Raw genomic sequence first — 18822 nt, forward strand, 5'->3', positions numbered from 1 at the left:
AATATGTTTCCAAAAGGAATCCTTACCCCCTCCAAAGGAGGAGGCACGGGATCAAATTGGCATTTGACATAGTGCACGCTGTTGAGTTCTCAAGAATCGAGCGCTTCCCTCTTCAAGCCTCACGGCCATCTCTAAGGAGCAATCGCTTGCACTGCAAACCCCGGACAAGAACCACGGACCGTGAGCATGAAGCTCATCCTCCGCACAACCAACTGGAAGAACCAGAGGCTGACGATCTTGCTACCCGGTGAGGCAGGAGTTCCGAGTGTAGATCATGTTGCTCCAACTTGCAAGAACAAGTGGCAGATGCTGATCTTTCTTTCGGACTGTCCGGCCCGTGCGACCCGCTCTCGCGTTTCGCTCCGTTGGCCTGACGAGTGATTACATTACGCAGGGCGGGGTCGGCGCACAACTCAGGGCGCATCCCGGGCGTGTCGATGCACGCCCGTTCCCCCGTCAGGCCCGGAAAACCAGGCCAGCGAGGGTCTTCTTGCCCCGACGCAGGACTGCGACGCCGCCGGCCAGCGCAGCTGATGCGCTCACGACCGAAGCCTCGTCGGCAACCCGCTCGTTGTTGAGCGAGACGCCGCCCTGCGAGATCCCGCGACGCGCGTCGCCGAGACTCTTCGCGAGCCCGGTGTCGACAAGAGCCTGAGCGACCAGCGTTCCGTCGGCAACCTCCGCGTTCGGGAGCTCGAGAATCGCAGAGCGAAGCGTGTCTCCATCGAGCGCGGTGAGCTCCCCCTGCCCGAAGAGGGCGGCCGAGGCCGCGATGACTGCGTCGGTCGCCTCCTGTCCATGCACCAGCGACGTCACCTTCGAGGCAAGCGTCTTCTGGGCGACGCGCTTGAACGGCTCGTCTGCGACGAGCTTCTCGAGCTCCGCGATCTCGGCCCGCGTCAGGAACGTGAAGATCTTGATCCGCGCGATGACATCGGCGTCGTCCGTGTTGAGCCAGAACTGGTAGAAGGCGTACGGGCTCGTGAGGTCGGCATCGATCCAGATCGCGTTGCCCTCGCTCTTGCCGAACTTCGTCCCATCCGAGTTCGTGATGAGCGGTGTTCCGAGCGCGTGGACGCTCGCACCCTCGGTACGCCGAATGAGATCGACGCCGGAGGTCAGGTTCCCCCACTGATCGCTGCCACCCGTCTGCAGCACGCAGCCGTAGTTCCGGTGCAGCTCCAGGAAGTCGATCGCCTGCAGGATCTGGTAGCTGAACTCCGTGTACGAGATGCCGGCCTCGGAGTTGAGGCGCGCAGAGACAGCATCCTTCTTGAGCATGGAGCCGACGCGGAAGTGCTTGCCGATCTCCCGCAGGAAGTCGATCGCCGAGAGCGGCGACGTCCAGTCGAGGTTGTTCACCATGCGCGCCGCATTGTCACCCTCGAACGACAGGTAGCCGTCGATCTGTCCGCGCAGCCCCTCGACCCATTCCGCGACGGTCTCCCGCGAGTTGAGCGTGCGCTCGGCCGTGGGACGGGGGTCGCCGATGAGCCCCGTCGACCCGCCGACGAGGCCGAGCGGCTTGTGGCCCGCGAGCTGCAGTCGACGGAGGAGGATCAGCTGCACGAGGTGCCCGAGGTGGAGGCTCGGGGCGGTCGGATCGAAACCGCAGTAGTACGTGATCGGCCCCTCGTCCATCCGCGCCTTCAGCTCGGCCAGATCGGTCGAGACGTGGATGAACCCGCGCCACTCGAGTTCGTCGATGACATGCTCGAAGGTGGTGTCGTTCTGCTGGGTCGTCAGATCACGCGTAGTCACCGGGCAACCGTATCAAGCACCTGCCGCCTCAGCGCCGCCCCGCGCGGAGCGACTTGTGCGCGATATAGCGTGAAACGGACGGGTCTCCGTCGATCCAGAAGCGCCAGTCGAACGGCAGAGCGCCACCGGGAGCGCCCACGCCGACGCGGAGCCCGCGCACCACAGCCCCTCTGCTGGAGCGTTCGCCCGAAACCAGCGCGAACGGCGCCTCATCGAGCCGGGCACCGTCATCGCCGAAGGTCGCGCCGAGGGCCCTGACCAGGTTCCCGGGCCCACGAGCCAGCTCGTGGTCGCGCACGGGAATCCCGGAACGGCGCCCCACACCGCGTCGCGCTCTCGCGAGTTCGACGCCATCGACCACTTCGCCTGCCCTCAGGAGCACTGCGGATGAAATGCCGGACTCCCCCGCCACGACATTGATGCACGTGTGGAGCCCGTAGATGCGATACGCGTAGATGTGACCTGCTGGCCCGAACATCGTGGCGTTCCTCGCCGTCCGACCTCCGAAGCCATGCGACCCGGGATCCCCGGAGCCGGCATACGCCTCCACCTCGGTGAGGCGCACCGAGACCGTGCCATCCGGGGCGGAACGCGAAAGGACCGCCCCCAGCAGCGCGTCTGCTGCCGAGAGCGGTCCCTCGAGAAGGGCCGCGCGGAAATCGTCATCCACGCGGACGCCTACGATGTGAGCTCTGCCAGCCGCTCGCGGAGCTCGACGATCTGATCGACGACGCGAACAGGTGCCGTACCGCCCCTGCCATCGCGAGTCGCCACGGACCCGTCGACCGAGAGCACCTCGCGCACCTCCGGCGACAGGTGCTCGGACACGGCCGAGATCTCCTCGTCGGTCAAGCCATCGAGGTCGACGCCCTTGGACTCCGCTGCCTGCACCATGGAGCCGGACACCTCGTGCGCGATGCGGAAGGGGACCTGCCGCTTCACCAGCCACTCGGCGACATCCGTCGCGAGCGAGAAGCCCTGCGGTGCGAGTTCGCGCATCCGCTCACCGTGGAAGGTGAGCGTCGCGACCATGCCGGTGAAGGCTGGGAGCACCAGCTCGAGCGTCTCGACGGAGTCGAAGATCGGCTCCTTGTCCTCCTGCAGGTCCCGGTTGTACGCAAGCGGCAGTGCCTTGAGCGTCGCGAGGAGGCCAGTCAGGTTGCCGATGAGGCGACCCGCCTTGCCGCGCGCGAGCTCCGCGATGTCGGGGTTCTTCTTCTGCGGCATGATGCTGGACCCGGTCGAGTACGCGTCGTGCAGCGTGACGAAGCCGAACTCCTTCGTGTTCCAGAGGATGATCTCCTCCGAGAAGCGCGACAGGTCGATGCCGATCTGCGCCGCGATGAACGCGAACTCCGCGACCAGGTCACGACTCGCCGTGGCGTCGATCGAGTTCGGGGATGAGGATGCGAAGCCCAGCTCGCGGGCGACGCGGACCGCATCGAGACCGAGGGTGGAGCCCGCGAGGGCCCCTCCGCCGTATGGCGACTCGTCCAGCCGGCGGTCGAAGTCGCGCAGGCGGTCCAGGTCTCGCAGGAGCGGCCATGCGTGAGCGAGCAGGTGGTGCGAGAGCAGCACCGGCTGCGCATGCTGCAGGTGCGTGCGCCCCGGCATGACGACCTGGATGTTCTGCTCCGCCTGCTGGGCGAGGACCTCGACGAGCGTCTCGACCTGCTCCGCGATGATCGCGCTGTGATCGCGAAGGTACATGCGCACGAACGTCGCGATCTGGTCGTTGCGACTGCGACCAGCTCGCAGCTTGCCGCCCAGCTCCGGACCCGCGATCTCGATCAGGCCGCGCTCCAGGGCGCCGTGCACGTCCTCGTCGTCGTCGGCCGCCACGAACTCGGCGGACACGACGCGACGTTCGAGCTCGGTCAGCGCGTCCAGCATGCCCGAGAGCTCGGCGTCATCGAGGTACCCCGCCGCCGCGAGCGCACCAGCGTGCGCCCGCGAGCCAGCGATGTCGTACTTCGCGAGCTGCCAGTCGAAGTGCGTCGACTTGGACAACCGCGCGAGCTCCGGGGACGGCCCGTCGCTGAAGCGACCGCCCCAGAGAGCTCCCGGCGTGGTCACTCCCCCGGACTTCGAGGCGCCCTCGGATGCAGCCATGCTCAGAGTTCCGGCTTGTCGCGGCGAGCCGAGATCTTCGACGGAAGGCTCCACAGCTCGATGAATCCCTTGGCGTGCGACTGGTCGAACGTGTCGCCGGTGTCGTAGGTCGCGAGGCTGTAGTCGTAGAGCGACTCATCCGAACGGCGGCCGGTGACGACCGCGCGACCGCCGTGCAGCGTCATGCGCACCTCGCCGGAGACGTGCTCCTGCGTGTGGTTGATGAACGCGTCCAGCGACCGCTTGAGACCGGAGAACCAGAGCCCGTCGTAGACGAGGTTCGACCACTCGGCCTCGATCCCGCGCTTGAAACGGGCGACGTCGCGCTCGATCGTCAGGTCCTCGAGGTGCTCGTGCGCCTCGATGAGGGCCAGACCGGCCGGGGACTCGTAGATCTCACGGCTCTTGATGCCGACGAGGCGGTCCTCGACGACGTCGATGCGGCCGACGCCCTGGTCGCCAGCGAGCTTGTTCATGAGCTCGACGACCTGGATGGGCGTCAGCGATTCCCCGTTGATCTTCACCGGGACGCCCTGCTCGAACGTCACCGTGACCTCGGTGGGCTCACGCGTCAGGTCAGGATCCTGCGTGTACGTGTAGAGGTCCTCGATCGGCGGGTTCCACGGGTCCTCGAGGAACCCGGTCTCGACGGCGCGACCCCAGACGTTCTGGTCGATCGAGTATGGGCTCTTCTTCGACTGCTCGATGGGCAGGTTGTGCTCCTGCGCGTACACGATGGCCTTGTCGCGAGTGAGCGCGAGGTCACGCACGGGTGCGATCGAGGTGAGCTCCGGTGCGACAGCCGCGACCGCCGCTTCGAAGCGGACCTGGTCGTTGCCCTTGCCGGTGCAGCCGTGCGCGATCGAGTCCGCGCCGAGCTCGCGAGCGGTCTTCGCGAGGTGCTTCGCGATGAGCGGGCGGGACAGCGCGGAGACGAGCGGGTAGCGCTTCTGGTAGAGGGCGTTCGCCTTGAGCGCCGGGACGATGTAGTCGCTCGCGAACTCCTCGCGCGCGTCGACGACAACCGATTCGACAGCGCCGCAGTCGAGCGCTCGCTGTCGCACCTGCTCCATGTCCTCACCGGCCTGGCCGACGTCGATCGCGAGAGCGACCACGTCCTTGCCGGTGGCATCCTTCAGCCATCCGATGCCGACGGAGGTATCGAGACCTCCGGAGTATGCGAGAACGACGCGTTCCGTCATCAATGCTCCTAGCGTTTGAGTCGTGTGTTCAGTCTATGTGGGGTGGATGCGCGGGTCAGGCCGCGGCCTTGGCGAGAAGCCAGACGAGCAGCGCCTTCTGGGCGTGGAGGCGGTTCTCCGCCTCATCCCAGATGACCGACTGCGGGCCGTCGATGACGGCTCCGTCGACCTCGTACCCGCGGTCTGCCGGCAGGCAGTGCAGGAAGATCGCGCCAGTGGCGGCGTTCGCCATCGTGGCCTCGGTGACTCGGTAGGCGCTGAGCGCGTCGATGCGGGACTGCTTCTCGTCCTCGCGGCCCATCGAGACCCAGGTGTCGGTCACGACGACGTCTGCCCCCGCGACCAGCGTGTCGATGTCGTCGCCGACCACCACGGAGCCACCCGTCTCGGCGGCGATGCGCTCGGCATCGGCGACGACGTCGGGGCGCGGCTGGAAGCCGACGGGGGCGGCGATGCGAACGTGCATGCCCGCCGTGGCGCAGGCGAGCAGGTAGGAATGCCCCATGTTGCTCTCGCCGTCGCCGAGGAACACCAGCGTGCGGCCGGCTGGGTCGCCGAGGTGCTCGTTGACGGTGAGCAGGTCGGCGAGCAGCTGGCACGGGTGGAAGTCGTCGCTCAGCGCGTTCACGACCGGCACGAGCGCTCCGTTGGCCATCTCCTCCAGGCCGCTCTGCGCATAGGTCCGCCAGACGATGGCTGCGACCTGGCGCTCGAGGACTCTGGCGGTGTCGGACGCCGTCTCCTTGCCGCCGAGCTGGCTGGAGGCGGTCGAGATGATGAGCGGCGAGCCACCGAGCTCGGAGATGCCGACGTGGAACGAGACACGCGTGCGCGTCGAGGTCTTGTCGAAGATCACTGCCACGCTGCGCGGGCCCTCGAGCGGACGTGCTGAGAAGCGGTCGCGCTTGAGCACTGCAGCGAGCTCGAGCACCTCGCGCTGCTCGGCGGGGGTCAGGTCGTCGTCGCGGAGGAAGTGGCGAATCACGGTTTGGCCTTTCGGTGGGTGGAGCGGCGAAGTCGAATCATCGGGCGCTGAGCGGGCAGGTGCACGTGCCTCACGCGGAGACCTTGGTGCCGAAGCCCTCGGTGGTGAAGATCTCCAGCAACATCGAATGCGGGACACGGCCATCGATGATGGCCGCCTGATCGACGCCACCCTCGACCGCCTCGATGCAGGCCTGCACCTTCGGGATCATGCCAGCAGAGAGCGTCGGCAGCAGGGCGCGCAGCTCGTCGAGCTTGATCTCCGAGATGAGCGAGTCGAGGTCGGGCCAGTCGCCGTAGAGTCCCGCGACGTCGGTCAGCATGATGAGCTTCGCCGCGCCGAGCGCCTGCGCGAGGGCGGAAGCGGCGCGGTCCGCGTTGATGTTGAGCGCCTTGCGGGGCGAGTCGATGTCGCTCGCGATCGAGGAGATGACGGGGATGCGACCGGCCGCGATATCCGCCTTCACGACCGTGGGGTCGACCGTCTCGATCTCGCCCACGAAGCCGAGGTCGACGGTCTCGCCGTCGATGAGGAGCTTCTTCCGCCGCGCCTGGAAGAGGCCGGCGTCTTCGCCGCTCGTCGCGACGGCGATCGGGGCCCGCTCGTTGATCGCGGCTACGAGCTCCCTGGCGACCTGCCCGCCGAGCACCATGCGGACGATGTCCATGGCCTCCTCGCTCGTGACGCGGTAGCCGCCCCTGAACTCGCTCTCGATGCGCAGCTTGCCGAGCATCCGCGAGATGTGAGGTCCGCCGCCGTGCACGATGACCGGCTTGATGCCGGCGTAGCGGAGGAAGGCGATATCCGACGCGAACGCCTCGAAGAGCTCGGCGTCGACCATGGCGTTGCCGCCGAACTTGATGACGAGAACCCGCCCGGCGAACTCCTGCATCCAGGGAAGGGCCTCGATGAGGGTCTCGACCTTGGAGGTCGCCTTCTCGTACAGGTCAGAAGTGGTCATGCTGCCCCTTTCGGGCCGGTCAGAAACCGTCGGGCTGGTCGGGCAGACGCTCGGCGGCTGCCCCGCCTCGCGGGAGTCGCTCGCTCGTCAGGACGAGTAGGCGCTGTTCTCATGCACGTAGTCGTGCGTCAGATCGTTGGTCAGGATGGTCGCTTCGCTCACGCCGGCGTGCAGATCGATGAGCACGCTCGTGTCCCGAGGCGTCAGGTCGACCAGGTCCGCGGACTCGTGGGGCGTCCCCGCCCGGCAGACCATGACCCCGTTGATCGTGACATCGAGCGCCTGGGGGTCGAACTCGGCGTCGGTCGTGCCGACGGCGGCCAGGACGCGTCCCCAGTTCGGGTCGTTGCCGAAGATGGCGGCCTTGAAGAGATTCGAGCGGGCGACCGCCCGGGACGCGTCGAGCGCATCCTGCTCCGTCGCGGCCCCGATCGTCGTGATCGTCACGTCGTGGCTGGCGCCTTCCGCGTCCTGCTGCAGCTGACGGGCGAGGTCAGCGCAGACCTCGGTGAGCACTGTCGTGAAGGCCGCCTCGTCCGGGGTGACGCCGCTCGCCCCAGAGGCCATGAGCGTCACCTGGTCGTTGGTGGACATGCAGCCGTCGGAGTCGACGCGGTCGAAGGTGACCCGGGTCGCGGCGCGGAGTGCCCGGTCCAGCGCCCCGGACTCGAGGTCGGCGTCGGTCGTGATGACGACGAGCATCGTCGCGAGTCCCGGAGCGAGCATGCCTGCCCCCTTGGCCATCGCGCCGATGACGTAGCCGTCACCGTCGCGGACCGAGCGCTTCGGCTTCGAGTCGGTCGTCATGATGGCCAGCGAGGCCTCATCCCCCGCCTCGACCGTCGCTGCCAGCGAATCGGCCGTGAGCTCGACCCCGCGCAGCACGCCGTCGCGGAAGCTCTGGTCGCCCACCCCGATGAGGCCGGTCGAGCAGACGAGCACGTCTCCCGCGCCGATGCCGAGCTTCGCGGCGACGGCCTCGGCCGTCTGGTGCGTGGTCTGGAACCCGAAGGACCCCGTGTAGCAGTTCGCGCCGCCCGAGTTCAGGACGATGGCCGAGATCGAGCCGCCCCTGATGGCCTCCTGGGACCAGAGAATCGGGTTCGCCTTGCAGCGGTTGCTCGTGAAGACCGCGGCGCAGGCCGCGCTCGGCCCGTCGTTGACGACAAGCGCGACGTCTCGACGCCCTTCTGACTTGATGCCTGCCGCGGCTCCTGCCGCGCGGAAACCTGCTGCTGCGGTCACACTCACGGTGCCACTCCGTCCAAGGGAAGACCGAGGGCCTCTTCGAGACCCAGGGCGATGTTCGCTGACTGCACCGCGGCGCCCGCGGTGCCCTTGCCGAGGTTGTCGATCGCCGCGACCGCCACGAAGCGGCCCGCGCGCTCGTCGACGCCGATGCCGATCGAGGCCCGGTTGGAGCCGGTCACGTCACCCGTGCGCGGCCATTCGCCGTCGGGCAGGAGCTGCACGAACCGCTCAGCCCCGTAGGACTCCTCGTAGGCGGCGCGGAGCTGCGCCGCATCGACGCCCGCTTCGAGGCGCGCCGTCGTGGTCGCCAGGATGCCGCGTGCCATCGGCACCAGCACGGGTGTGAACGCGAGGCTGACCTCGGCGCCGGCTGCGCGGCGGAGGTTCTGACGTACCTCGGGGTTGTGCCGGTGCTCCCCGGTCACTGCGTAGGGGTTCGCCGAGCCGATGAGCTCGGAGCCGAGCAGCGAGACGGCCGCCTTCTTGCCGGCACCGGACGGGCCGACGGCGAGAACCGCCGTGAGGTCTAGGGGATGCACGAGCCCGCGGTGCATGGCGGGTGCGAGTGCGAGCGTGATCGCCGTGACATTGCAGCCGGGAACGGCGACCCGCGAAGCGCCTCGGAGGTTCGAGCGCTGCTTGTCGGGCGCTCCAGCGAGCTCGAGTTCCGGGAGCCCGTACGCCCATGTGCCGAAGAAGTCGCCACCGTAGTACTCGGCCCAGTCTTCCTCGCGCTCCAGACGGTGGTCGGCTCCGCAGTCGATGACCAGCGTGTCGTCGCCGAGCTCGGCGGAGATCGCACCGGACGCGCCGTGCGGCAGCGCCAGGAACACGACGTCGTGGCCGGACAGCACGTCGGCGGTCGTGGGCTCGAGGACCAGGTCCGCGTAGCTCGCAAGGTGAGGGTGCACGCGCAGCAGCCGCTCACCCGCATTCGCGTGCGCGGTGACGGTGCGGACCTCGAGTTCGGGGTGCGAGGCGAGAATGCGCAGGAGTTCCCCACCCGCGTACCCGCTCGCCCCAGCTACTGCAACGGAGAAAGCCATGCCGTTCATCCTAGGCCGTGCCACCCCCGCGCGAGTCCGGCCGGCGCGGGCAGACCAGCCCTCGAGCGACGCAGACGGGAATGCGGCGGGCGGCGAGCTCGTTGCACTCGTAGGCTTGACAGGCTGAGACCGTCGACACTCGAGCGTCTGCGGTGCGAGGCCAACGAGAGGACGACGTGACACTGAACACCGAAGACGCAGCTTCATCACCCCAGAGCAGCGCAGCGCCCGAGGGCGTCCACGCCCTGAGCGACGCCAGGGTGCTCGAGCTCCGACAGGACTTCCCCATCCTGGATCAAGACGTGAACGGCACCCCCCTCGTCTACCTCGACTCCGGCGCGACCTCGCAGCGGCCGACTCAGGTCCTCGACGCTGAGCGCCGCTTCCTCGAGACCGAGAACGCCGCCGTGCACCGTGGAGCGCACACGCTCGCCGCGCTCTCGACCGTCGCGTTCGAGGACGCCCGTGAGACCGTCGCGGGCTTCGTCGGCGCGGCACCCGAGCAGATCTCCTGGACCCTCAACGCCACCGACGCGATCAACCTCGTGACGGGCGGCATCCGCATCGCCAGCGCGGGCAGAGGCGGCCCCCGAGCAGAGCGGCTCGCGATCGGCGAGGGCGACGAGATCCTCATCACGGAGGCAGAGCACCACGCCAACCTCGTGCCATGGCAGCAGCTCGCCCTGGACACGGGAGCGACGCTCGTCTACGTCCCGGTGAACGACCGGGGCACGTGGAGCGTCGACGATGCCGCAGCTCTCATCTCGAAGCGAACCAAGGTCTTCGCCTTCGCGCACGTCTCCAATGTGACCGGGCTCATCGCCGACGCGAAGCGCCTCACCGAGCTCGCGCACGAGGCCGGCGCCATCGTGGTCCTCGACGCCTGCCAGTCGGTGCCGCACCTGCCGGTCAGCTTCCCGGCGCTCGGCGTCGACTTCGCGGCGTTCTCGGGCCACAAGATGCTCGGCCCCAACGGCGTCGGAGTGCTGTACGGCCGCGCCGAGATGCTGGATGCCCTGCCGCCTGCGCGCACGGGCGGATCGATGATCACCACCGTCACGATGGAGGCCAGCGACTTCATGGCGCCCCCGACGCGCTTCGAAGCCGGCACGCAACCCGTCTCGCAGGTCGTCGCCCTCGCCGAAGCCGTCCGCTACCTCGAAGGGGTCGGCATGGAGGCGGTGGCCGCCCACGAGGCCGAGATGGGCCAGCTCCTCCTCGGGGGCCTCGCAGGCATCCCAGGGATCCGCACGATCGGGGACGAGGTGGGCACCCCGCGCGCCGGGCTCGTGAGCTTCGAGGTGGAGGGGGTCCATTCGCACGACGTGACCCAGTTCCTCGACTCGAAGGGCATCGCGGTCCGCGGCGGGCACCACTGCGCGCAGCCGCTGCACCGCCGACTCGGGCTCACCGCGTCGACCCGCGCGAGCAGCTACCTGTACACGACGCGAGAGGACGTCGACCGCCTGCTCTTCGCGGTCGGCCAGGTCCGCGCCTGGTTCGGGGTCGACGCATGAGCGCTCTCGACGGCCTCTACCAGCAGCTCATCCTCGAGCATTCGAAGAAGCGAACGGGCGATGGTCCGCTGCCTGACGCCGACGCCGAGCACTTCGAGCGCAACCCGAGCTGCGGCGACGAGATCACGGTCCGGGTCAAGCTGGATGCCGACGGAACAGGGCTCTCCGAGCTCGCGTGGCAGGGCGATGGCTGCAGCATCTCGATGGCCTCCGCGTCCGTGCTCAGCGAGCTCGCCGTCGGGAAGTCGACGGCGCAGATCGACGAGCTCATCGCCGCATTCCGTCTGATGCTCCGAACTCGCGACGGCTCCGAGCCGGACGAGGATCTGCTCGAGGACGCCGTCGCCTTCCAGGGCGTCTCCAAGTTCGTGATGCGGGTCAAGTGCGCCATGCTCGCGTGGGTCGCCCTCGAGGCGAGCCTCAAGGAGGCTTTGGTCGCCCGCCAGGGCTGACCCCGGTCAGGAATCGGGTCGCCGCCGCGGTGCAGCCGACCCGCAGGACGCAGAATCGCCCGGCCCCATTGGGGCCGGGCGATTCGCGTCAGGGTGAGCTCAGGCGCGCATGGTGGCGCCGAAGCGCGCGGACGCCAACGCCGCACCGGCTTCCTTGGCCTCGCTCGCCTCGGAGGCCGTCAGCGTGCGGTCCGTCGCCCGGAACCGGAGCGCGAACGTCAGGCTCTTCTGCCCGTCCTCGAGGCCGGTCCCCCGGTAGTCGTCGACGATCGTCAGCTGCTCGAGCAGCGCACCAGCGCCCTCGGTGACGGCGGCGGAGACCTCAGCGGCCGGGACCCCCTCGGCCACGACGAGGCTCAGGTCCTGCGTAGCTGCGGGGAAGGTCGAGATGGGCGCTGGAAGCACCTCTCTCCGCGCGAGCTCGATGACCGCGTCGAGGTCGACTTCGAACGCAGCGACCACGCGAGGCAGGTCGGCGGCCTCGGCGATGTCCGGGTGCACCTCGCCGGCATATCCGACAACCACCTCGGCAGCCCCGTGGCTCAGGAACAGTTCAGCGCACCGGCCAGGGTGGAAGGCCCTGTGGGTGCCCTGTCGCACCTGGATGTCGGCGCCGGTCGCCAGGCCGAGCTGGGCGACGAGCTCGAGCGCGTCCTCCCACGACGCCGCAGTCGGCGCGTGCCCCGGGCGCTTCGGCTCGCGGTGACCGAGCACGATGCCGGCGGCGTGCCTCGGCTGCGGCGGGAGCCCAGCCTCCAGCTCCGCGATGCGCTCAGCCGTCGGCCGCACTGCGACCGCGGGAACCTCGTCCACGCCGTAGACCACGCCGGACTCTGGCTTGAAGACCGTGCCCGTCTCGAAGATCGCGAGGTCGGTGAGACCACGCGAGACGTTGCGGTGCGCGATCGTGAGCAGACCTGGCAGCAGACTCGTGCGGAGCCACGCGGCGCGCGGGTCGAGTGGGTTGGCGAGCTTCACGGCCGCCACCTCGCCCGCATCCGCCCGACCGAACGTGACCGTGTCCGTCTCCGCGACGAACGGGTAGCTCTGCACCTCGACAGCCCCGGACGCGGCCAGCACGTCGGCAGCCGCGCGGCGAAGGCGCTGCGCACGGGTGAGCCCTCGGCCCGGAGGCGCGACGGGAAGCCGCGACGGGATGCGCTCGAAGTCGCACAGGCGCCCGATCTCCTCGACGAGGGTGACCGGCTCGGTGAGATCCCCGCGCCAGCTCGGCACCGTCACGCCGAGGAGTCCCTCGGCCTCCTCCCAGACCTCGCAGCCGACGGCACGCAGCGCGCCGATCGTCTCGTCGAGCGTGTAGTCGACGCCCATGATCTTCGATGCGGCATCGACGGGCAGCGTCAGCGACTCCGGGGCCGGGATCTGCTCGTGCACGCTGCCGGCACGCACCACCCGGCCGCCTGCATGCTCGATGAGGAGCTCCGCGACACGAGCGGCTGCCGGCTGAGCGACGCGAGGGTCGACACGTCGCTCGAAGCGACGCGAGGCCTCGCTCGGCAGCTTGTGCCGGCGCGCGGTGCGCGCGATCGAGATCGGCGAGAACGACGCCGCCTCGATGTAGACGTTCTTCGTCTCGCTGCTGAGCTCGGTCTCCGCTCCACCCATGACGCCGGCGAGCCCGATCGGGCCGCGGTCGTCGGTGATGAGGATGTCCTCGGCGCTGAGCGTGCGCTCCTTGCCGTCGAGGGTCGTCAGCTGCTCGCCCTCGCGCGCGCGGCGCACGTGGATGGCACCGCGCAGCTTGTCGAGGTCGTAGCCGTGGATCGGCTGCCCGAGCTCGAGCATGACGTAGTTCGTGATGTCGATCGCGATGCCGAGCGGGCGGATCCCCGCGAGCCGGAGCCGCTGGGACATCCACGTCGGGGTTGCCGCCGTGGCGTCGATGCCCTCGACCACGAGGCCGATGAAGACCGGCGCCATGGGCTGGTCTCGCACGGACGCGTCGTCGTCGATCGTGACCTTGACGCGGACGTCCTGAGCATCCGCGGCGATGCCCTCGCCGAGGAGAGCCTCGAGCTGGGGCCGGAGCGCGGGGTCGGTGAAGGCCACGCCGGTCGCGTTCGAGTACTCGCGGACGAGCCCGCGGATGGACATCGCATACCCGCGATCGGGGGTGACATTGACCTCGACCGCCTGCTCGGTGAGGCCGAGCAGATCGATGGCGTCGGTGCCGGGGGCCGCGCTCACGCCGAGCCGCGAGAGGACGATGATGCCGTCGTGGTCGTCGCCCATCCCGAGTTCCGACTGGGACGCGATCATGCCGTCGGAGACGTGCCCGTAGGTCTTCCGGGCCGCGATCGCGAAGTCTCCGGGGAGGACCGCTCCGGGGAGCGTGACGACAACCGAATCGCCGACGCCGAAGTTGTGTGCGCCGCAGACGATGCCACGCACGTCCGCGCCGCCGTCTGCGGCGAGCTGTCCTTCGGGCGCGACGCGCACCTGGCACCAGTTGATGGTCTTGCCGTTCGACTGCGGCTCCGGCTCGGCCGAGAGCACCTCACCGACCACGATCGGACCCTGCAGCTGGGTGCCGTGCACGGCTTCGTCTTCGAGCCCGACGCGCACGAAGGCGTCGAGCACCGACGCGGGAGAGGCCGAGGCCGGGATCTCCGCGTACTCACGGAGCCAGGAGAGTGGAGCGCGCATCAGATGTGACTTTCGTTGAGAGGAGCAGAGGGAGCACGCACGGCTAGATCACCATTCCGAACTGGGTGCTGAAGCGGACGTCGCCTTCGACCATGTCGCGCATGTCGGTCAGCGCGTTGCGGAACATGAGGGTGCGCTCGACGCCCATGCCGAAGGCGAAGCCCTGATACTCCTCAGGGTCGACGCCGGCGGCGAGCAGCACGTTGGGGTGCACCATGCCGCAGCCGCCCCACTCGATCCACCGTGGGCCGCCCTTCGCGCCGGGATGCCAGATGTCCATCTCGGCGCTCGGCTCCGTGAAGGGGAAGTAGTTGTTGCGCAGGCGGATGCGAGCCTCGTCGCCGAACATCGAGGTCGCGAAGTGCTCCAGCGTGCCGCGGAGGTGCGCCATCGTGAGGCCCTTGTCGATCGCGATGCCCTCGAACTGCGTGAAGACGGGCGTGTGCGTCGCGTCCAGTTCGTCGGTGCGGTACGTGCGGCCGGGGGCCAGCACGTAGAGGGGAACGCCGCGCTCGACGAGCGAGCGCATCTGCACGGGAGACGTGTGCGTGCGGAGGACGAGGTGGCGGTCTGCCGGCTCGACGAAGAACGTGTCCTGCATGGCGCGGGCGGGGTGGTCCGCGTCGAAGTTGAGCGAGTCGAAGTTGAACCACTCGCTCTCGAGCTCCGGGCCTTCCGCGATCTCCCACCCCATGCCGACGAAGATGTCGCTCACGCGGTCCTGCAGCACGGTGAGCGGATGCCTCGCTCCGGTCGCGCGTGCCGGCCGTGCGACGGTGACGTCGACGGCTTCGGCAGCGAGACGCTCGGAGGCCTCTGCCGCTGCCAGTTCGCTCTCGCGCTCGGCGAAGGCGGCGTTGACGCGGGTGCGAGCCTGCCCGATGAGCTGGCCCGCTTCCTTCTTGCTCTCTTTCGGCACGGCCCGCATGGCGGCGTTCAGCGATGCGATCGCCGACCCCTCCGCCAGATGCTCGGCGCGCACGCGCTTGAGTGCTGTCAGGTCGGGCGCCGCGTCGATGGCGGCGAGCGCCGCTTCGACCGCGGAGCCGACGGCTTCCTGCGTGATGGGGTTCGATGAGGCGTCAGACACAAGTGTCGAGTTTAGCGAACCGCGTGCGCAACGGCTCCAGCATGTGGAAACACGCTTTCTCACGCCGTGAGAGAGGGCGCCTCGACGGCTCAGCGGGAATCTGCGTTCATCTCGCGGGACGCCAGAGACCCGCAGGAATCCGGCGATCTTCCAGGCTCGCGGTGTATGCATGAGCACCGAAATCCCGGCAGCGAAGCACCGATCAGGTAACCATCTCGTTTCGAAAGCGAGAAATAGGCGACGGCGGAGTCTGACGCTGTGGTGGAATCGCACCATGCAAAATCAGAGCGAGCACCTCGTCGTCGTAGACCACGTCGAGAAGCACTACGGTGAATTCCACGCCCTGAAGGACATCAACCTCAGCGTCGAGCGCGGTCAGGTCGTCGTCGTCATCGGACCATCCGGTTCCGGCAAGTCGACCCTCTGCCGCACCATCAATCGACTCGAGACGATCACCTCGGGAGAGATCCGCATCGACGGGAAGGTGCTTCCCAAGGAAGGGAAGGCACTCGCCGCGCTGCGGGCCGACGTCGGGATGGTCTTCCAGTCCTTCAACCTCTTCGCCCACAAGACCATCCTCGAGAACGTCGCTCTCGGTCCCATCAAGGTCCGCAAGCTCTCGAGGGCTGACGCAGAGAAAGAGGCAAAGGCGCTTCTCGATCGAGTCGGCATCGGTCACCAGGCCGCGAAGTTCCCCGCGCAGCTGTCCGGTGGGCAGCAGCAGCGTGTCGCCATCGCGCGCGCCCTCGCGATGAAGCCGAAGGTCATGCTCTTCGACGAGCCCACGAGCGCGCTCGACCCCGAGATGATCAACGAGGTCCTGGACGTCATGGTCGACCTCGCCAAGGAGGGCATGACGATGATCGTCGTGACCCACGAGATGGGCTTCGCCCGCAAGGCGGCCGACCGCGTCGTCTTCATGGCCGACGGCCAGATCCTGGAAGACCAGTCGCCGGAGGACTTCTTCACGCATCCGAAGACCGACCGCGCCAAGGACTTCCTCTCCAAGCTCATCACCCACTGATCGTCGGCGCAGACCCCGCATCGACGCTCACGCAAGACGCAACAGACTTCCAACAGAAGGAGAAGAAATGCGAAAGACCAAGCTCAGCGCCATTCTCGGCGCAGGCATCCTGGCCTCGCTCGTACTGACCGGCTGCGCCGAGGGCGCTCCGCCCGCTGCAGGCGGCGGCGAAGGCACCACGACCGGTGAAGCACCCGTCTTCGAGGTCGCGACGGACGTCACGATCGAGGGATCGCCCACGTTCGACGCCATCAAGGCACGCGGCGACAAGGTCGTCGTCGGTGTGAAGGAAGACCAGCCGAACCTCGGCTACCTCGACGCCGTCACCGGTGAGCGCACCGGCTTCGACGTCGACGTCGCACGCTGGATCGCCGCATCGCTCGGTGTCACCGAAGAGAACATCGAGTTCAAGCCGATCGCCTCCGCCAACCGCGAGCAGGCGATCTCCAACGGCGACATCGACTACTACGTCGGCACGTACTCGATCACCGACAAGCGCAAGGACCAGATCGACTTCGCCGGTCCGTACTTCGAGACCGGCCAGGGCCTGCTCGTCGGCGCGGACTCCGACATCACCGGAGTCGACTCGCTCGTCGCCGGTGTCACGGTCTGCTCTGCGACGGGTTCGACCCCGATCCAGAACATCAAGGACAACTACCCGGAGGTCACGACCACCGAGTTCGACACGTACTCGCAGTGCGTCGACCAGCTGATCAACGGCCAGGTCGATGCGGTCACGACTGACGAGGCCATCCTGATCGGCTACGCCGCCCAGGACCCCGACAACCTCAAGGTCGTCGGCGAGCCCTTCAGCGAGGAGCTCTACGGCATCGGACTCGCCAAGGGCGATGACGCCCTCCGCGACCACATCAACACCACCCTCGAAGAGGGCGGCGACGTGTGGCAGGCGATCTTCGACTACAACCTCGGATCGTCCGGAACCACCGTCACGCAGCCAGCGGTCGACCGCTACTAATCCCACAGGCGAGCGGCGGCGAGACACATTCTCGCCGCCGCTCGTTCGCACCTAGGGCGCCTTGCGCCCTGTCTCAGAAAGGAAGGCGAGCGTGTTCGATATCTTCACGAACCACCTCGACCTGTGGAGTGAGGCCCTTCTGGGGACGCTCATCCTCTTCTTCGGGGGCGCGCTCCTCGCGCTCGTCCTCGGCTTCATCGTGGGTGCCATGCGAGTCTCGCCGGTCCCGATCGCGCGGGCGGTCGGCGCCGCCTACGTCAACCTCGTGCGCAACACCCCGCTCACCCTCGTGTTCTTCATCTTCGTCTTCGCGGTGCCCGTCCTCTTCCCCATGGGCCGCACCGACTACCTGCTGCTCGGCGTTCTCGCCCTGGGCGTCTACACCGCCACGTATGTCGCCGAGGTGCTCCGAAGCGGCATCAACACCGTCCCTGTCGGCCAGGCAGAGGCTGCGCGAGCCATCGGCCTCCCCTTCGGGCAGGTCATGACCCTCATCGTGCTCCCCCAGGCAGCACGCGCCGTCGTCCCGCCCATGATGAGCGTCCTCATCGCACTGCTGAAGAACACCACCGTCGCTGCTGGGTTCTCCGCCGTCAACCTGGGCATCATCCGCGCCAACATGAGCGAGCGAGGTGAGAACGCGATGGAGGTGCTCATCTGGGTCGCCATCGTCTTCATCGTCCTCGTGCTGCTGCTCTCGTGGGTGCAGAACGCGCTCGAACGCCACTGGAAGGTTGCCCGATGAGCCAGACCTCTGTTCTCTACGATGTCCCAGGCCCCCGCGCGCTCGCTCGCAACAAGCTGCTCGGGATCGCGACGGTCGTCGTCATCGTCGCCCTCGTCGCCTTCCTCGTCTACCGCCTCAGCGCAACGGGCAACCTGAGCGCCGACAAGTGGCAGATCTTCGGCTACGCGGCTATCTGGACGCAGATCGCGGAGGCGCTCTGGGCCACGCTCAGCGCCTTCCTGGTCGCAGCCGTTGGTGCGTTGGCACTCGGATTCGTCCTCGCCATCGGCCGCCTGTCGGACCACGCCTGGGTCCGCATCCCGTTCACGGTCGTGGTCGAGGGGCTCCGTGCGATCCCCGTCCTCATCCTCATGATGCTCATGTACTACGGCCTGCCCGCCATCGGCATCAAGATGGAGCCGTTCTGGGCCGTCGTCATCGCGCTCATCGCCTACAACGGCTCAGTGCTCTCCGAGGTCATCCGAAGCGGCGTGCAGTCGCTCCCGAGCGGTCAAGCTGAAGCCGGATACGCCATCGGCCTCCGCAAGAGCGGCGTCATGCAGATCATCCTGCTCCCGCAGGCGATCCGCGCGATGCTGCCCGTCATCATCGCGCAGCTGGTCGTGACCCTGAAGGACACGGCTCTCGGCTCGATCATCACGTACAACGAGCTGCTCTACATGGCGAAGCTCATCGGCGGCCAGGCGGATTACGGTCGCCCGTACATTCCGGTCACGATCGTCATCGGCGCCGTCTACATCGCCACCTGCGTGCTGCTGTCCTGGCTCGCGACCGTGGTGCAGAAGCGCATCTCGCAGAACCCGAAGGTCATCGCGGGCGCCGCCCCAGAGCCCGTCACCAATGCGGGCAATGTGACCGACACGGAGCTGATCCTCGTGCAGCAGTCCGACGTGCTCGAGCTCGAAGAGGAAGCTCGCCAGAAGACGAAGCACGATCAGGCGGAGGCGCAGCGCCAGACCGATCTGCGCAAGCAGGGCGACGGAGACCGCGTCTAGGCGCGCTCCCCGCAGGAATGCTCCCCGCGAGCCGG

At 68.0% G+C, this 18822-nt stretch carries 16 protein-coding genes; 6 read left to right on the forward strand and 10 right to left on the reverse strand.

The window, feature by feature from the left end; translation table 11 throughout:
• Window positions 1–456: 456 nt before the first annotated feature.
• From tyrS to argC, 8 genes are all read right to left on the reverse strand, one after another.
• Window positions 457–1761 (reverse strand): tyrosine--tRNA ligase, encoded by a 1305-nt coding sequence (tyrS, locus tag C5E10_RS09550; protein ID WP_104331446.1) that lies wholly within the window; start codon window positions 1759–1761, stop codon window positions 457–459.
• 28 nt (window positions 1762–1789) lie between these two features.
• Complete coding sequence (locus C5E10_RS09555; RefSeq protein ID WP_104331447.1) at window positions 1790–2431, reverse strand: DNA-3-methyladenine glycosylase; 642 nt, start codon at window positions 2429–2431, stop codon at window positions 1790–1792.
• Between the two features lie 8 nt (window positions 2432–2439).
• Window positions 2440–3873, reverse strand: a complete 1434-nt coding sequence (gene argH, locus C5E10_RS09560) for an argininosuccinate lyase (protein WP_104331448.1) — start codon at window positions 3871–3873, stop codon at window positions 2440–2442.
• A 2-nt stretch (window positions 3874–3875) separates the two neighbouring features.
• Entirely contained in the window at window positions 3876–5075 is a 1200-nt protein-coding gene (locus C5E10_RS09565) for an argininosuccinate synthase (protein ID WP_104240906.1), read from the reverse strand.
• A gap of 55 nt (window positions 5076–5130) precedes the next feature.
• Entirely contained in the window at window positions 5131–6060 is a 930-nt protein-coding gene (gene argF / locus C5E10_RS09570) for an ornithine carbamoyltransferase (RefSeq protein ID WP_104240905.1), read from the reverse strand.
• 70 nt (window positions 6061–6130) lie between these two features.
• Complete coding sequence (argB, locus tag C5E10_RS09575) at window positions 6131–7021, reverse strand: acetylglutamate kinase (RefSeq protein WP_104240904.1); 891 nt, start codon at window positions 7019–7021, stop codon at window positions 6131–6133.
• Window positions 7022–7108: 87 nt separating this feature from the next.
• Window positions 7109–8272: a bifunctional glutamate N-acetyltransferase/amino-acid acetyltransferase ArgJ gene (gene argJ / locus C5E10_RS09580; protein ID WP_104240903.1), complete on the reverse strand. Its 1164-nt coding sequence runs from the start codon at window positions 8270–8272 to the stop codon at window positions 7109–7111.
• The gene (argC, locus tag C5E10_RS09585) at window positions 8269–9318 is read right to left on the reverse strand and encodes an N-acetyl-gamma-glutamyl-phosphate reductase (protein ID WP_104331449.1); all 1050 of its coding nucleotides are present in this window, start codon (window positions 9316–9318) and stop codon (window positions 8269–8271) included. The genes argJ and argC overlap by 4 nt, the downstream gene beginning before the upstream one ends.
• A gap of 245 nt (window positions 9319–9563) precedes the next feature.
• On the opposite strand from argC, the gene C5E10_RS09590 reads away from it, so the two are divergent.
• Both C5E10_RS09590 and sufU read left to right on the forward strand, forming a co-directional pair.
• Entirely contained in the window at window positions 9564–10835 is a 1272-nt protein-coding gene (locus C5E10_RS09590) for a SufS family cysteine desulfurase (protein ID WP_104331526.1), read from the forward strand.
• Window positions 10832–11287 carry a Fe-S cluster assembly sulfur transfer protein SufU gene (gene sufU, locus C5E10_RS09595; RefSeq protein WP_104331450.1) on the forward strand — a complete coding sequence of 152 codons (456 nt, stop codon included), beginning with the start codon at window positions 10832–10834 and terminating at the stop codon, window positions 11285–11287. Before C5E10_RS09590 ends, sufU begins: the two co-directional genes overlap by 4 nt.
• Window positions 11288–11386: 99 nt before the next feature.
• Here the strand turns inward: sufU and pheT are convergent, their stop codons facing one another.
• Both pheT and pheS read right to left on the reverse strand, forming a co-directional pair.
• The gene (gene pheT, locus C5E10_RS09600; RefSeq protein WP_104331451.1) at window positions 11387–13954 is read right to left on the reverse strand and encodes a phenylalanine--tRNA ligase subunit beta; all 2568 of its coding nucleotides are present in this window, start codon (window positions 13952–13954) and stop codon (window positions 11387–11389) included.
• A 43-nt stretch (window positions 13955–13997) separates the two neighbouring features.
• A complete protein-coding gene (gene pheS / locus C5E10_RS09605; protein WP_104240899.1) occupies window positions 13998–15044 on the reverse strand; it encodes a phenylalanine--tRNA ligase subunit alpha in 1047 nt (348 codons plus the stop codon).
• A 274-nt stretch (window positions 15045–15318) separates the two neighbouring features.
• On the opposite strand from pheS, the gene C5E10_RS09610 reads away from it, so the two are divergent.
• The 4 genes from C5E10_RS09610 to C5E10_RS09625 all read left to right on the forward strand — a co-directional run bounded on the left by C5E10_RS09610 (window position 15319) and on the right by C5E10_RS09625 (window position 18787).
• On the forward strand, window positions 15319–16068 hold the full coding sequence (locus C5E10_RS09610; RefSeq protein WP_104240898.1) for an amino acid ABC transporter ATP-binding protein: 750 nt from the start codon (window positions 15319–15321) through the stop codon (window positions 16066–16068).
• 67 nt (window positions 16069–16135) lie between these two features.
• Window positions 16136–17044 carry a glutamate ABC transporter substrate-binding protein gene (locus C5E10_RS09615; protein ID WP_104240897.1) on the forward strand — a complete coding sequence of 303 codons (909 nt, stop codon included), beginning with the start codon at window positions 16136–16138 and terminating at the stop codon, window positions 17042–17044.
• 91 nt (window positions 17045–17135) lie between these two features.
• Complete coding sequence (locus C5E10_RS09620) at window positions 17136–17789, forward strand: amino acid ABC transporter permease (protein WP_104240896.1); 654 nt, start codon at window positions 17136–17138, stop codon at window positions 17787–17789.
• Window positions 17786–18787: an amino acid ABC transporter permease gene (locus C5E10_RS09625; protein WP_104331452.1), complete on the forward strand. Its 1002-nt coding sequence runs from the start codon at window positions 17786–17788 to the stop codon at window positions 18785–18787. Before C5E10_RS09620 ends, C5E10_RS09625 begins: the two co-directional genes overlap by 4 nt.
• The last annotated feature ends 35 nt before the right edge of the window (window positions 18788–18822 follow it).

It is taken from the genome of Pseudoclavibacter sp. RFBG4, assembly GCF_002931515.1.
Lineage (GTDB): Bacteria > Actinomycetota > Actinomycetes > Actinomycetales > Microbacteriaceae > Pseudoclavibacter.